Below are 14109 nucleotides of genomic sequence, written 5' to 3'. Positions count from 1 at the left end.
CCGTTTGGAGTTCTCATGAGCAACGCCGTCCTGCACGCCACCGACGCCGATTTTGATCGCCTGGTTCTGGCTTCCGATATCCCGGTGCTGGTGGATTTCTGGGCCCCCTGGTGCGGCCCCTGCAAGATGATCGCCCCGGCCCTGGACCAGCTGGCCGAGGAATACGCCGGCAAGGCGAAGATCGTGAAGGTGGACGTGGACCAGAACCAGGCCACCGCCATGAAGTACCACGTGCGCAGCATCCCGATGCTGCTGGTGTTCAAGGGCGGCCAGGTGCAGGCCACCCAGATCGGCGCCGTGGGCAAAGCCCAGCTGGCGCAGATGCTGGACAAAGTGCTCTGACGCCTCACCCCGGCCGCCGCGTGCAAGCGGCGGCCGCTTGCGCGCCCTGCCATCGCAGTGCTAGCGTTATTGCCAATCCGGCGCCGCTGACGTCCCGACATCCCAGCGCGCCGCACCTTGACGGATTTTTTTAAGTTCCGATGACCCGCCCGCCGCCGCGGGCGCTCGCAACGCAAGCGAGGTTTTCCCTTGTCTGACACCATCAACGACGCCACCGGCGAAGTCGCCGAGAAGCGCGTGCGCAAGACCCGCGTGGCCAAGCCACGTAGCACCGACACCACCGCCGATGCCACTGCGGCGCCAGCCGCACCGGCCGCGCCGTCCTCCACGGGTGGCGAAACCGGCGGCACTGAGACTCCCGCCCATACTCCGCCGCCAACGCAGGCCGTGGCGACACCCTCTGCTGACGCCGGCCAGGCCAGCGCCCCCAGCCCGGACGCCACCGGCGCACCGGCCGGCGATGCAACCCAGGACGCCTCGTCTTCAGGCGGTGATGCCCAAACCGGTGGATCGGCGCAGGGCGAAGGCGGTTATCGCCGGCTCAGCCGACGTGAACGCTTCAAGCTGCGCCGCGAGCGCCAGCGCGATCGCCAGCGTGACGGCAGCCTGCCCGACGAAGGCGGCTACGGCGGCGAACAGCCATTCGTGCCGCGCCCGCACCCGCAGGTGCCGGAAGGCTTCCCCACCTACACGCTGGGCGACCTCAAGCGCATGCCGGCGCACAAACTGCTGGAAATCGCCGAGCAGCTCTCGATCAGCGAGGGCGTGGCACGCGCACGCAAGCAGGACATCATCTTCGCCATCCTCAAGGTGCTGACCCGGCACGGCGAAGGCGTACAGGCCGACGGCGTGCTGGAGATCCTGCCCGATGGCTACGGCTTCCTGCGCGCGGCCGAGGCCAGCTACCTGGCCGGCCCGGACGATGTCTACATCAGCCCCAGCCAGATCCGCCGCTTCAACCTGCGGACCGGCGACCACGTCTCCGGCCGCATCCGCTGGCCCAAGGACGGCGAGCGCTACTTCGCGCTCAACATCGTCGACACCATCAATGGCGAGCCAATCGAGGCGTCGAAGAACAAGACCCTGTTCGAGAACCTCACCCCGCTGTTCCCACGCAAGCGCTTCAAGCTGGAACGCGGTGACGGCTCTAGCGAAGACATCACCGGCCGCATCCTCGACCTGATCGCCCCGCAGGGCAAAGGCCAGCGCTCGCTGATCGTCAGCCCGCCCAAGGCCGGCAAGACGATGATGATGCAGCAGATCGCCACCGCGATCACCACCAACCACCCGGAAGTGCACCTGATCGTGCTGCTGATCGACGAGCGTCCGGAAGAAGTGACCGAAATGCAGCGCACCGTGCGTGCTGAGGTCATTTCCTCCACCTTCGACGAACCGGCCGCGCGCCACGTGCAGGTGGCGGAAATGGTGATCGAGCGCGCCAAGCGCCTGGTCGAGCACAAGAAGGACGTGGTGATCCTGCTCGACTCCATCACCCGCCTGGCCCGCGCCTACAACAACGTGCTGCCCAGCAGCGGCAAGGTGCTGACCGGCGGCGTCGATGCCAACGCCCTGCACCGGCCCAAGCGCTTCTTCGGCGCGGCCCGCAACGTCGAGGAAGGCGGCAGCCTCACCATCATCGCCACCGCGCTGGTCGATACCGGCAGCGCGATGGACAAGGTGATCTACGAGGAGTTCAAAGGCACCGGCAACAGCGAAATCCACCTCGACCGTCGCATTACCGAAAAGCGCGTGTATCCGGCCATTGCCGTCAACCTGTCCGGGACCCGGCGCGAGGATCTGCTGATCGAACCGGATCTGCTGCAGAAGATCTGGATCCTGCGCAAGCTGCTGCACCCGATGGACGAGATCGCGGCAATGGAGTTCCTGCTCGACAAGATGAAGAACACCAAGTCCAACGACGAGTTCTTCGCCTCGATGAAACGCTGACTGCAAACGCCAGCCGACACCACGCCCCGCCTCATGGCGGGGCGTTTTGCATTCACTCGCCGGCAAACACCAGGCGATCACCGTCGGCGTTGACCAGCACCAGCTTAAGCGGCGGGTCCGGCTCGAAATGCAGCCGCAACGTGCCCTGCAGACGGCGCACGATCTGCACGTCGCGCGCCGCTTGCGCCGGCACCGGACAGGGCTGCGGCGCGATGTCGAAGGTCGCTACCTCCAGCCGGTCCGCCAATACCCGTTGATGCGCACTCATCACCCGGCATGCCCGACCGACGCTCACCAGCGACGCATTGAAATCCAGCTCCAGTGGCGCCGCATCCGCCACAAACAGAGCCGCGATGCGCTGCCCGTGTGCGTCAGTGGCCTCGACCAGCTGCCAGCGATGGCGAATCAACTGCAACGTGGTGGCCAGACTGCCCACCGGGGCCTGTCCGGCAGGCGCATCCAGTGCGGCTTGCGCCTGGCTTGGGCCTGCCACCAGCAGAGCCAGCAGCGCCACCGCACAACTCCACACGCGCATGCGCCCACCCCGCCTCACTGCCCGGCCGGCAGCCACAGCAACAGGGCAAGCCCCAGCAATAGCCGGTACACCGCAAAGCCGGTGAAGCGATGGGTCTGGATGTAACGCAGCAGCCATTTGACCGCCACGAACGCCGTCACCGCGGCCGCTGCAAACGCCACTGCCAGCGCCTGCCAATCCTCGCCGGCCAGATCCCCATGCCGGGCCAGCGCCAGCAGCTCGTAGCCAGTGGCGGCAAACATCGTGGGAATGCCGACCAGAAACGCGAACTCGGTGGCCGCCGCACGGCTGGTGGTGCCTGCCAGCAGCGCCACGAAGATGGTCGCCGCACTCCGCGAGGTGCCGGGAAACACGCCCGCCACGATTTGTGCCAGGCCCACCAATACCGCCACAGTCCAGCTGATTCCAGTCTGCTCGCCGATGCGGCGGGCGCGCCATGCCGCGATCTGCTCGGCCAGCACCATCCACACCCCGCCCAGCACCAGTGCCCACGCCACCGGGGTCACCGTTTCTGGCAGTCGCCAACCCAAGCGCTTGACCAGCAGCCCGCCAACGGCCGTCACCAGGAACGCCACCACCAGCTTGGCGATCAACGCCCGTTGGTTGGCGGCATCGTCTGCGCGCCGGTCGAACAGGGCGCGCAGCATCGCCTGCAACTGCGTCCGGTAGATCAGCACCACCGCCAGGATTGCACCGGCCTGAATGGCAATGTTGAACAGGTCGCTGCGCGCACCCAGCCAGTGTTCGGCAATCAGCAGATGCCCGGTACTGGAGATCGGCAGAAACTCGGTGACGCCTTCGATGATCCCCAGAAGCAGGGCGATGAGTAGATCGTGCATGGTGCAGGCCGGCGACATGAAAGCCGGCAGGATAGCGGAATCGGCGCCGCCGCCAGAACAGGCTCGATCCGGCAGGCCCGCTGCGGCAGGCCCCTAAAGGGCAGTGTCCAACATTGGGCAAATATGGGCTTTCATGCACCACACTTGTGCAAGCTGCACTCGATGCAACCTAAAGATTCTTTTCAAATCAAACTTTTATGTGACTGGCACGGTTCCTGCTCTCATCCCGTCATCGCGGCCCTGCCGCATCTATCCGCAAGGCAACCATGTCTCTTGAACACGTCGAAAAACTGATCCGCGACCACAACGTCGAATTCGTCGATCTGCGCTTTGTCGACATGCGCGGCGTGCAGCATCACGTCACCTTCCCCAGCAGCATCGTCGATGCCAGCCTGTTCGAGGACGGCAAGATGTTCGACGGCAGCTCGATCTCCGGCTGGCGCGGCATCCAGAACTCCGACATGGTGCTGCTGCCGGATGCCTCCACCGCGTTCCTGGATCCGTTCACCGCCGATCCCACCCTGGTGCTGACCTGCGACATCCTCGATCCGACCACCCTGCAGGCCTACACCCGCGACCCGCGCGGCGTTGCCAAGCGCGCCGAAGCCTATCTGAAAGCCTCCGGCATCGCCGACCAGGCGTTCTTCGGCCCTGAGCCCGAGTTCTTCATCTTTGACTCGGTGCGTTTTGCCAACGAAATGGGCCACACCTTCTTCCACGTCGATTCGGACGAGGCGCACTGGAACTCCGCCCGCGAGTACGAAGGCGGCAACAGCGGCTATCGGCCGATGGTCAAGGGCGGCTATTTCCCGGTGCCGCCGGTTGATTCGCTGCACGACCTGCGCGCCGAAATGTGCAAGACGCTGCAAGCCGTGGGCATCGAGACCGAAGTGCACCATCACGAAGTGGCCAACGCCGGCCAGTGCGAGATCGGCACCCGGTTCAACACCCTGACCAAAAAGGGCGATGACCTGCTGACGCTGAAGTACATCATCAAGAACGTGGCTTACCGCAACGGCAAGACCGCCACCTTCATGCCCAAGCCGCTGGTCGGCGACAACGGCAGCGGCATGCACGTGCACATGTCGCTGGCCAAGGGCGGCGTCAATCTGTTCTCCGGCGACGGTTACGGCGGGCTGAGCCAGATCGCCCTGTGGTACATCGGCGGCATCTTCAAGCACGCCCGCGCCATCAATGCGTTCGCCAACTCCACCACCAACAGCTACAAGCGGCTGGTGCCTGGCTTCGAAGCGCCGGTGATGCTGGCCTACTCGGCCTCCAACCGTTCCGCCAGCTGCCGCATCCCGTACGTCGCCAACCCGAAGGCACGCCGTATCGAGATCCGTTTCCCCGATCCGATGCAGTCCGGCTACCTGACCTTTGCTGCCCTGATGATGGCGGGCCTGGACGGCATCAAGAACCAGATCGATCCCGGTGCACCCAGCGACAAGGATCTCTACGACCTGCCGCCGGAGGAAGAAAAGAACATCCCCACCGTCTGCCACTCGCTGGATCAGGCACTGGAAGCACTGGATGCCGACCGCGACTTCCTCAAGGCTGGCGGGGTGTTCAATGACGACTTCATCGACGCCTACATCGCGCTGAAGATGAAGGAAGTGACCGCCTTCCGCGCCGCCACCCATCCGCTGGAATATCAGATGTACTACACGATCTGATCCCGCTGACGAGGGTCACTGCACACGCCCCGCGTTCGACCAGGTCGCGGGGCGTGTCGTTTTGGCGACCGACTACGGCCGAAGATCCCGCGTCGGTTTGTTTGCACATGCTGGCGGCTTCGCCATCCGCAGACGCAGACGGTTGCCGTTCGTGCGCACGGAAGCAGGGGGGGGGCGCGTTGAAACAAGCCACGAACCGGCATGTGGCCGGGCGATCCAGACAGAGACGCAACATCGCGCCCGTACCGCCAGCCAGCACGAGGGGGGCGGGGCGGAACAGACGATGCCGGAAATGAGCCGTGGGAGGCGGGGAGATCGGCAGATGCGCCATCAAGAACCGGCAGCCCCGTCCTCCCTGACGGGGCCCGCAGCGGAAGGGGAGTCCTTGCCCACCCAGGGGTCACGGGGGGATCCGAGCGCTGCCGGTGTGGGGATAGCGTGCCCGGCGCGTCGGGGCCAGGCCATCAGCGGTTTGCCTATCTGCGGGTAGGACTTTTCTGATTCGCAGACCACCGCATGTGCCCCGCCGTCACCCGCCTCTGTAACGGCCATCCCGCCTTGGTTCACCTGGGCAGGCCCGAACGGCATCAACCCACGCCGAACCCGGCATCTGTCCGGGCCCGGCGCACACGCAGCAACGGCAGTCTTTGCCGTGTTCAGCGATTCACTTGCGTGGGCTGAGGATGGCGGTCAAGTAGTCCGGGGTGCCGGGGATGCGCTCCAGGTGCGGGTAGCGCAGGCCACCGCGGTAGTCGATCGTGACCGTCCGGTAGCGATCAAACTCCTTCACCAGCAGCGCGATCGGGGCCTTGCCATCGGTGTTTGCCTTCACTGCGTCTGCCAGCACATCGGGGCTGAACGCCTGACCATTGACTGCGACCACGGTGGCGCCGCTGCCAATGCCGGCGTTGAACGCCGGGCTGTCCCAGCGGACATCGGACACCGTGCCGTCCTTGCCCAGACTCAGGCCCAGCGAATACACGAAATCAGCACCGCCCCAACGCGCGTTGGCCTTGGCGTAGGCGCTCGGGGTGTCCTTGAACACCAGCCGCCAGCCCGCGGCCTCGATACCGCCGGTCAGGCCCTTCTTGCCATCCAGCCGCTCGCGCAGGAACGTGGCCCAGTCGTAGGGCAGCACCTTGTTGAGTGTGGCCACGACATCGTCGAAGGTGTAGGTGTTCTGCTGTTCCCACTCGCCATCGTTGACGCCGAAAAAGGCCTTGGCGAAATCATCCAGCGACTTCTTGCCGCCACTCCGACTGCGGATCAGCGCATCGGCCTCCAGCCAGATCATCTGGCCGCCGGAGTAGTAGTCCTCGCTCATCTGATAGTTGCGGTACGCGCGTGGCGCGCGGTTGGCGATGATCGGGTCGTTGGTGGTGTCCTGGATGTTGCGCCAGGACAGGCCCGGGCGGTTTTCGGCATAGGTAGCCACCACCAGCGCCAGCGCGTCGATCGACGCCGGCAGCGGACGCAGGCCGCTGCGTGCCGCCAGCACGTTGCCCCAATACTGGGTCTGGCCTTCATAGACCCACAGCAGGCTGTCTTGCATCGGCACGTTGAAGTTGGGTGTCCACAGATCGGCCGGACGCCGGTATTTGCCGTTCCAGCTGTGGGTGTACTCATGCGCCAGCAGGTCGGTGAACCCGATCTTTTCGTTCCAGCCGGTGAAATAGTCCGGCTCCACGCCGTTCTCGCTGGAGCGTTGATGCTCCAGGCCGTTGCCGCCCATCTGATCCGACAACGAGAACAGGAACTGGTAATGGTCGTAGTGCTGCGCGCCAAACAGTTTCAGCGCCTGTTCGACCAGGGCCTTGTGCAGCGCGATCTGTTTCGGCGTGGCCTCGAGATACTTCGGCGCATCGGCGACCACGCCCAGCTTCACCGGTACCCTGCTGCCGGCAGGCGTCAGGTCGATGTTCTTCGCGTAGCGCCCGGCATACACCGGCGAGTCCACGAAGATATCCAGCGGCACGTCCTTGTAATCCACGGTGTTGCCGCTGCGGCCCTCCTCGTCAAGCGCGGTGAACGCGGTCCAGCCGGCCGGGTAGGTGACACGCGGGTCGATCATGATCCGGTGCGCGTAGTGGCCAGCCGGGTACAACACCGTGGCCAGAAACTGCAGATTGAGCATGTTCGGCGTCATCACCACCCGACCCTGGCTGCCATTGGTGGGGGTGAGGTAATCGAACTCAGCCGTCAGCGTCTGCACACCCGCCGGCACCTGCAGATGGAAGGCATTGACGTCGAGCGGATCGCGTTTCCAGTCCAGCGTCTGGCCGTTGGCCTTGAAGGTGATGCCGGCGATCTTGTCGATCGGGTTGCGTGGGCTGTGTCCGCCCGGCACCCATTTGGGATACAGCAGGGTCAATGACCCAGGCTGCACCGGAATGGTTTGCTTCACCCGGAAGATGCGATGGGCGAGGTCGGTGGCATCGACCTCCACCCGAATCGTGCCTGGATATGGCACATCCTGCGGCGGCGGGATGTCAGGGGCCTGGGCGGCAAGCGGGCCAGCCAGCAACAGGGCCAGGGCAAGCGGCAGCAGACGGGGTGTCATGGCGGTATCCGGTCAGTGGGGATACCCGCGATGCTACCGCCGACCGCCGATCCTCCCCTATGCCGAAAGCCATGCCAGCGGTGTTCGGGCCTGCGGCTGAGTGCGTCCGCATCGGCCGCGGAACCAGGCGTCAGTCGGCCAGCTGCGTCGCTGCGTCTGGTGCTGGGGCAGCGCGCGCGGCGCGCCATGCCACCAGCGCGGCCAGCGACAGCAGCAGGGCCGCGATGAGAAAGGCCACACCTGGCAGCCGCACCGGCGCCGCCGGGCTGATGAAGTAGCCGAAGACACTGGCGAATGTCGCCGGCGCGATGATCCCCGCCAGTGACACCAGGCTGCTCAGCGCACCCTGGATGCGCCCCTGCGCGTCGGCCGGCACCTGCCGCGTGATCAACGCCATCGTGGCCGGCCCGGCCACAGCCCATAGCGCACTGATCGGCAGGCCGATCAGAAACACCCAGCCCGTCCGGGCAAACCCATACAGCACAAACCCGGTCGCGCCGCACAGCAAACCCAGCAGCATCGCGCGGCGTTCACCCAGCGCCTTCACCAGCCGCCCCACCACCATGACGTTGACCACCACGCTGCACACGCCCACCGCAGCCAGCACGTAGCCGGCCTGCTTTTCTTTCCAGCCGAAGGCGGCGTCGGCAAACAGCACGAAGGTGCTGGGATAGACGTAGTGGGCGAAGTTGGCGATGAACACCACCGCCACCAGCCCCCAGATGCGCGGATGCTCCAGCAGCATCTTCACGCCGCCCAGCGGGCGGGCGTGGGCCCAGTCGAAGCGGGCGGTGCGGCGTTCGGGCGGCAGCGATTCCGGCAACACGAACAGGCCGTAAAGGAAATTGAGCATCGCCAGGCCGGCGGCACACCAGAACGGCAGACGGTGGTTGATGTCACCCAGCACGCCGCCCAGCAGCGGGCCGACGATGAAGCCCAGGCCAAACGCCGCACCGACCATGCCGAAGCTCTTGGCGCGCTGATCTGAGGGCACCACGTCGGCAATGTAGGCATTGGCAGTGGAGAAACTGGCCGACGTGGCGGCAGACAGCAGGCGGCCGACGAACAGCCACGCCAACGTCGGTGCCAGCGCCATGAGCACGAAATCTGCGGCCAGCCCCAGGCACGACAGCAGGATCACCGGCCGGCGGCCAAAGCGATCGGACAGCGCGCCCTGGATCGGCGCGCAGAAAAACTGCACGATCGAAAACGTAAACGCGAACACGGCCGTCCAGTACGCGGCAGCGGACAGGTTGCCACCGACCATTTCCTGCACGAGATGCGGCAGAACCGGGATGATCACGCCGAAGGCGATCACATCGATCAGCACGGTGACGAAGATGAAGGCAAGCGCGGCCTTGCGCGCGCCGGGAGCAGTTTGAGTGTTCAAAACGTCAGGTCCGTGGATAGAAAAAAAGCCGTACTGATGGATCAGGCGACGAACGCATCGGTGGCCAGCCATTCGGCATGCTCGCGCACGTCGTCCGGCCAACTCGCCAGGTGTGACTGGAACGCGTGGAAATCACCCGCAAACAACGCCCGTGCCGCCGCCTCGAACCCTGCCAGCCCCTCGCCCATGGCCTGCATGAAGCGGTAGGTGGCTTCCTGTGCGGCCCGACGCCGGTCGTCGCTGGCGGAGACCTTGCGGGCTTCGTCCACCAACCGCCGCAGCGTCAGCGACGCACCGCCCGGCTGCGCCGCCAGCCAGTCCCACTGCTCCGGCAGCAGGGTCACCTCACGCGCCACCACGCCCAGCCGGGGCCGCCCCGGTCGCCGGGCGCGCTGCGCGGGCGCCGGCACGCCCTGCGGCTGCGCCAGCCAGGCCAACAGGTCGGCATCCGGCAGCTCCAGCGGCAACGCAAGCAGGCGCGCATCGGCATCGGCAAAGACCCGCACCGGCCGCTCCGGATGGGCTTCGCGCGCCTGCCTGGCCTTCAGCGCCACATGCCGGAGCTGGCCGCTGGCGATGCGATCAACCCCGCAGAACGCGGTACAGCGCAACCCCGGATGGATCGCCTCCACACCCTGCCTCAACGTCCTGGCCCGACCTCGATAAAGCGCAGGAACTCGGCGCGAGTGCGCGCATCGTCGCGGAAACAGCCCAGCATCTTGCTGGTCACCATGCTGACCCCGCGCTTGTGGATGCCACGCGTGGTCATGCACTCGTGGGTTCCCACCACCACCACGCCGACCCCGCGCGGTTCCAGTACGCGCTGGATGCAACCGGCGATCTGCGCGGTCATTTTTTCCTGCACCTGAAAGCGGCGCGCGTAGGCCTCCACCACCCGCGCCAGCTTGCTGATGCCAACGACCTTGCCCGCCGGCAGATAGCCCACGTGCACTTTGCCGATGATCGGCGCCATGTGGTGCTCGCAATGGCTTTCGTACTCGATGTCGCGCAACACGATCATCTCGTCATAGCCGCCCACTTCCTCGAACGTACGGGCCAGGTACTCGTCCGGATCCAGCGCATAGCCGCTGAACCAGTCTTCGTAGGCCTTGACCACCCGCTGCGGGGTGTCCAGCAGCCCTTCGCGGGTGGGGTCATCACCCGCCCAGCGCAACAGCGTGCGCACGGCCTCTTCGGCCTGCGCGCGGGTGACCTGGTTGCGAATGTCGTCGGCCATGGCGGCTCCGGGCACGTGTGGGGGCGCTATGGTAGCGCGCCCTGGGCCGACGCCCGGCGCTGGTCAGTCAGCGCTCGCCCGGACCAAGGCCGCCTCCACCTCCACCCCCGGCGGCAGGCTGCCATAGGTGGCGCCCGCATCCTGCCCGAGGCGCGCTGCACACCAGTCATGTGCCAGCGGATGCCCCGCACGCAGCAGGGTGGCGCCCTGCAGCAGCAGCGCCAGACGCTCGACCAGCCGCCGCGCCCCGGCTTCGTCGGGGTTGGCCAGCCAGGTCTGGGCCTGCGCCAGCGCGGCATCGAAATGGCCATCGCGGCCAGCCGCGGCGCTGTATTCGTCGTGCAAGGCCGCCGCCGTGGCCGGCTCACGTGCCAGCGCACGCAGCACGTCCAGGCACTGGATGTTGCCGCAGCCTTCCCAGATCGAGTTCAACGGTGCTTGTCGATACAGGCGCGGCAGCAGGGTTTCTTCGATGTAGCCGATGCCACCCAGGCATTCCTGCGCCTCGTTGACGAAACCCGGCGCGCGTTTGCAGATCCAGTACTTGCCGATGGCCGTCGCAATCCGCGCCAGCGCCGCGGCATGCGCATCATGGGGCGCACGATCGACCGCCCCGGACACGCGCAGCGCCAGCGCAGTGGCGGCTTCTGCTTCCAGCACCAGATCCGCCAGCACGCTGCGCATCAGCGGTTGGTCGAGCAGCCGCTTGCCAAACGCCTGACGATGCCGGGCATGGTGCAGCGCCTGCCGCAGCGCCATCCGCATCAGGCCGGCCGAGCCCAACATGCAGTCCAGCCGGGTCAGCATCACCATCTGCAGGATGGTCGGCACGCCGCGCCCTTCTTCGCCGATGCGATAGGCCCACGCATCGTCGAACTCCACCTCGCTGGAGGCGTTCGACCAGTCGCCCAGCTTGTCCTTCAGCCGCATCAGCCGGAACCGGTTGCGCTGGCCATCGGGCATCCAGCGTGGCAACAGAAAGCAGGTCAGCCCACCTGCAGCCTGCGCCAGCACCAAAAATCCGTCCGACATCGGCGCGGAGAAGAACCATTTGTGCCCAACCAGCGTGTATTCACCGTCCGCACCCAGCGGTGTTGCGCGGGTGGTGTTGGCCCGCACGTCGCTGCCGCCCTGCTTCTCGGTCATGCCCATGCCCAGCGTCACGCCACGCTTGTCCGTCATCGGCACGTCGCGGCCGTCGTAGGCGAACGCGCAGGCCTTGTCCGCCCACGCGCGCAATGCGGGCGCCTGCCGCAACACCGGCACCGCCGCGTGGGTCATGGTCAAGGGGCAGCTGCTGCCGGGTTCGGCCTGGTAGTGCAGATAACTCAGCGCCGCTCGCGCCACATGCGCGCCGGGGTGCGGCTGTGCCCACGACAGCGCGGCGACACCGTGCGCGATCGCAGTGCCCATCACCTCGTGATAGGCGGCATTGAACGCGACCTGGTCGATCCGGTGGCCGTAGGGGTCGTGTGTCTTCAGACGCGGCCGATCACGATGTGCCTCGTCAGCCAGGCGCAACAGCACATCGCCCGCCAGCCGACCATAGCCGGCCAGGTGGGCGCTGAAGCCCTCACCACCTTCGCGAACCACCGCCTCGCGCAGGCCGGGATCATCGGCCCACAGATCGAACGGCCCCGGCGGCGGTGGTTGGTTGAACACCGTATGCGTGGATTCACCCATCGGCCATCGCTCCCTGTTGCTGCAACAGCCCGCAGCATACTGCCGCGCGTCACATCCAGACGATTCATAAACAGCGACGCACTGCGCTGCGTGCATTCGATCACACAACCACGCATTCGCCTTGTGCCTGCCATCAAGCCATTGGCCACACGGCCGTTGTTATCAGCAGAGGCGCTGCGCTGCTGCCAACACACCGCAAGGGCGATGCGCTAGCGTCCAGGCCATCCCAGCAACACAGGAGGCAGGCCATGTCCACGCTCCATTTTGGCACCGCCGCCGAACTCTGGCACCACCTGCTGCGCGAGGCGGAATCCCGCAGCCACGTGCCGCTGGATGAGCAACAGGAAAGCTATCTGTTGTTCGTCTTGCTGCGCCATCAGAACGATGCCGACTTGCTGGCCCGCATCCAGGCCCTGGAATGGCTGCGCGCCCAGGAAAACGTCGGCCAGCTGCGTGCCGATGCCCTGCGCGACGTTGGCGACCGCTGCCTGCTGGTCGCCGGCCTGTTCCCGCAACTGGCCCAGCGCCGTCGAGTCAGTGTCGATTACTTCGTCACCCTCGGCCGCAGCGCGTATCGCGATGTCGCCGCCGCCTGCCGCAACGCCTACGCCGAGCTGTTTGCCCAGCTGGCCGCCCACTACGAGGCGCTGGTGCAGGTGCTGCGCGGGCTGCGCGAAGGCTCGCTGCTGATGACCCAGCCCGCACTCATACCGGCGGTACCTGCAACTCGACCGCGGGGCTTGCATTGACCTGTGCACTGGTGGGACGTTGCAACTTCCGGCCCAAGGCAACCAACTCGACGCTGAAGTTCTTGGGCGTGAAATACCCGCTTTCTTCGCCGTTTGGCTTCAACGGCGGTGAGTGGTATGTCCGCATGAGCATCAATTTCTAAAAATCCGCACCAGCACCGCGCCGGGTTCGGGGTTTACCTGAGCCCGGCGCGCGTTTTATTTCATTCCAACGATGCCGAAGTCCGCCTCCAGCCGGGCATAAAACACCTGGATGCCGGCGGTCTGCAGACGGTCGAGCAGGGCGTCGGCCTGTTCCGGCTGGGCGATGAACTCCACCAAGACCGGCTCGGTTCCGGCCAGCTCAAAGAAATTCGACTCGTGCAGGACACCGTGTCGGCCATAGCCGGCCATCGCCCGGAATACCGAGCCGCCGGGAATCCCGAGCGTGCGGGCCTGCTCCAGCAGCCACTCATACAGCAGCGCGCCCTCATGGCGGCTGGATTCATGGGTGTAGATGCGCAGATGGACGCCTTTCATGGACGGGCTCCGTGGACATAGGCCAGCAGCAGGGCATGGGTAAGGGCATAACCGCCCCAGGTGGCCAGCAGGGATGTCCCCACATGCAGACCGATCCCAACGCCAGCCCAGACCAGCTGGCCACGCATCAGGAGGGTGACGATTTCGGCCGAAAACGTGGAAAACGTGGTCAACCCGCCAAGAAACCCGGTCAACAGGGCCAGCCGCAAGACCGGCGGCAGTGCATCGAACTGGTTGAACACGGCCAGCAACACCCCCATCAACAGCCCGCCGATGGCATTGGCGGCCAGGGTGCCAAGCGGCAGGGTGGGGAACAGGGGGTTGAGCGCCAGCCCAAGGCCCCAGCGCGCAAGCGCGCCGACGCCCGCCCCGAAGAAGATGCCCATGACTGCGCCGAAGTTCATGCGGGCATCTTCTAGCGTACCGCCCGGCAAGGCAACCCCGGCATCGCCAGGCTTGCCCGGTTTGTCTGGACGGGTGGGCGGGCGCAAGGACGCGAATACCTGCTCGCCCAGCGCACTCAGCGCACTCCTGGTACAGGCGTATGTCCAGCAACGGTCAAGGGTTTGCCGCTGACCTGACCGGCCGTGCCACCAGACGATGCACCCGCAACGCAGCTTTCCATGTCCCTG

13 protein-coding genes are annotated in these 14109 nt (G+C 66.0%); 4 read left to right on the top strand and 9 right to left on the bottom strand.

Annotated features, from left to right (window positions below):
• Positions 1-15 precede the first annotated feature (15 nt).
• Complete coding sequence (trxA, locus tag BUA29_RS02780; protein ID WP_072755110.1) at positions 16-342, top strand: thioredoxin; 327 nt, start codon at positions 16-18, stop codon at positions 340-342.
• 189 nt (positions 343-531) lie between these two features.
• Positions 532-2289: a transcription termination factor Rho gene (gene rho, locus BUA29_RS02775; RefSeq protein ID WP_072755109.1), complete on the top strand. Its 1758-nt coding sequence runs from the start codon at positions 532-534 to the stop codon at positions 2287-2289.
• 52 nt (positions 2290-2341) lie between these two features.
• Here the strand turns inward: rho and BUA29_RS02770 are convergent, their stop codons facing one another.
• Complete coding sequence (locus BUA29_RS02770) at positions 2342-2803, bottom strand: hypothetical protein (protein WP_072755108.1); 462 nt, start codon at positions 2801-2803, stop codon at positions 2342-2344.
• Positions 2804-2838: 35 nt separating this feature from the next.
• Positions 2839-3663, bottom strand: a complete 825-nt coding sequence (locus BUA29_RS02765; protein WP_072755150.1) for an undecaprenyl-diphosphate phosphatase — start codon at positions 3661-3663, stop codon at positions 2839-2841.
• Positions 3664-3929: 266 nt separating this feature from the next.
• Here BUA29_RS02765 and glnA point away from each other — a divergent pair, with 266 nt between their 5' ends.
• Positions 3930-5339, top strand: coding sequence for a type I glutamate--ammonia ligase (gene glnA / locus BUA29_RS02760; protein ID WP_072755107.1), 1410 nt, complete (start codon positions 3930-3932; stop codon positions 5337-5339).
• A 664-nt stretch (positions 5340-6003) separates the two neighbouring features.
• Here the strand turns inward: glnA and BUA29_RS02755 are convergent.
• The 5 genes from BUA29_RS02755 to BUA29_RS02735 form a co-directional block, all read right to left on the bottom strand.
• On the bottom strand, positions 6004-7899 hold the full coding sequence (locus tag BUA29_RS02755; protein ID WP_072755106.1) for a M61 family metallopeptidase: 1896 nt from the start codon (positions 7897-7899) through the stop codon (positions 6004-6006).
• A 130-nt stretch (positions 7900-8029) separates the two neighbouring features.
• On the bottom strand, positions 8030-9289 hold the full coding sequence (locus tag BUA29_RS02750; RefSeq protein WP_072755105.1) for a TCR/Tet family MFS transporter: 1260 nt from the start codon (positions 9287-9289) through the stop codon (positions 8030-8032).
• A 41-nt stretch (positions 9290-9330) separates the two neighbouring features.
• Positions 9331-9921 carry a DUF2239 family protein gene (locus BUA29_RS02745; RefSeq protein ID WP_072755104.1) on the bottom strand — a complete coding sequence of 197 codons (591 nt, stop codon included), beginning with the start codon at positions 9919-9921 and terminating at the stop codon, positions 9331-9333.
• Between the two features lie 8 nt (positions 9922-9929).
• On the bottom strand, positions 9930-10526 hold the full coding sequence (gene folE, locus BUA29_RS02740; RefSeq protein WP_072755103.1) for a GTP cyclohydrolase I FolE: 597 nt from the start codon (positions 10524-10526) through the stop codon (positions 9930-9932).
• Positions 10527-10589: 63 nt separating this feature from the next.
• Positions 10590-12209, bottom strand: coding sequence for an isovaleryl-CoA dehydrogenase (locus BUA29_RS02735; RefSeq protein ID WP_072755102.1), 1620 nt, complete (start codon positions 12207-12209; stop codon positions 10590-10592).
• Positions 12210-12457: 248 nt separating this feature from the next.
• Between BUA29_RS02735 and BUA29_RS02730 the strand changes: the two genes are divergently transcribed.
• Complete coding sequence (locus tag BUA29_RS02730; protein WP_072755101.1) at positions 12458-12958, top strand: hypothetical protein; 501 nt, start codon at positions 12458-12460, stop codon at positions 12956-12958.
• A gap of 198 nt (positions 12959-13156) precedes the next feature.
• On the opposite strand, the gene BUA29_RS02725 is transcribed toward BUA29_RS02730, so the two are convergent.
• Positions 13157-13477, bottom strand: coding sequence for a DUF190 domain-containing protein (locus BUA29_RS02725; RefSeq protein ID WP_072755100.1), 321 nt, complete (start codon positions 13475-13477; stop codon positions 13157-13159).
• Positions 13474-13881 carry a fluoride efflux transporter CrcB gene (gene crcB / locus BUA29_RS02720; protein WP_072755099.1) on the bottom strand — a complete coding sequence of 136 codons (408 nt, stop codon included), beginning with the start codon at positions 13879-13881 and terminating at the stop codon, positions 13474-13476. Before crcB ends, BUA29_RS02725 begins: the two co-directional genes overlap by 4 nt.
• Positions 13882-14109: the final 228 nt, after the last annotated feature.

The organism is Thermomonas hydrothermalis (assembly GCF_900129205.1).
Classification (GTDB): Bacteria; Pseudomonadota; Gammaproteobacteria; order Xanthomonadales; family Xanthomonadaceae; genus Thermomonas; species Thermomonas hydrothermalis.
This window is presented reverse-complemented; position numbering and strand designations above follow the sequence as displayed.

Bases quoted from the DNA above. Each gene is read 5' to 3' on its own strand.
- BUA29_RS02765 (WP_072755150.1), bottom strand. From the start codon at position 3,663: ATGCACGATCTACTCATCGCCCTGCTTCTGGGGATCATCGAAGGCGTC.
- crcB (WP_072755099.1), bottom strand. From the start codon at position 13,881: ATGAACTTCGGCGCAGTCATGGGCATCTTCTTCGGGGCGGGCGTCGGC.
- folE (WP_072755103.1), bottom strand. From the start codon at position 10,526: ATGGCCGACGACATTCGCAACCAGGTCACCCGCGCGCAGGCCGAAGAG.
- glnA (WP_072755107.1), top strand. From the start codon at position 3,930: ATGTCTCTTGAACACGTCGAAAAACTGATCCGCGACCACAACGTCGAA.
- trxA (WP_072755110.1), top strand. From the start codon at position 16: ATGAGCAACGCCGTCCTGCACGCCACCGACGCCGATTTTGATCGCCTG.
- BUA29_RS02725 (WP_072755100.1), bottom strand. From the start codon at position 13,477: ATGAAAGGCGTCCATCTGCGCATCTACACCCATGAATCCAGCCGCCAT.
- BUA29_RS02755 (WP_072755106.1), bottom strand. From the start codon at position 7,899: ATGACACCCCGTCTGCTGCCGCTTGCCCTGGCCCTGTTGCTGGCTGGC.
- BUA29_RS02730 (WP_072755101.1), top strand. From the start codon at position 12,458: ATGTCCACGCTCCATTTTGGCACCGCCGCCGAACTCTGGCACCACCTG.
- BUA29_RS02735 (WP_072755102.1), bottom strand. From the start codon at position 12,209: ATGGGTGAATCCACGCATACGGTGTTCAACCAACCACCGCCGCCGGGG.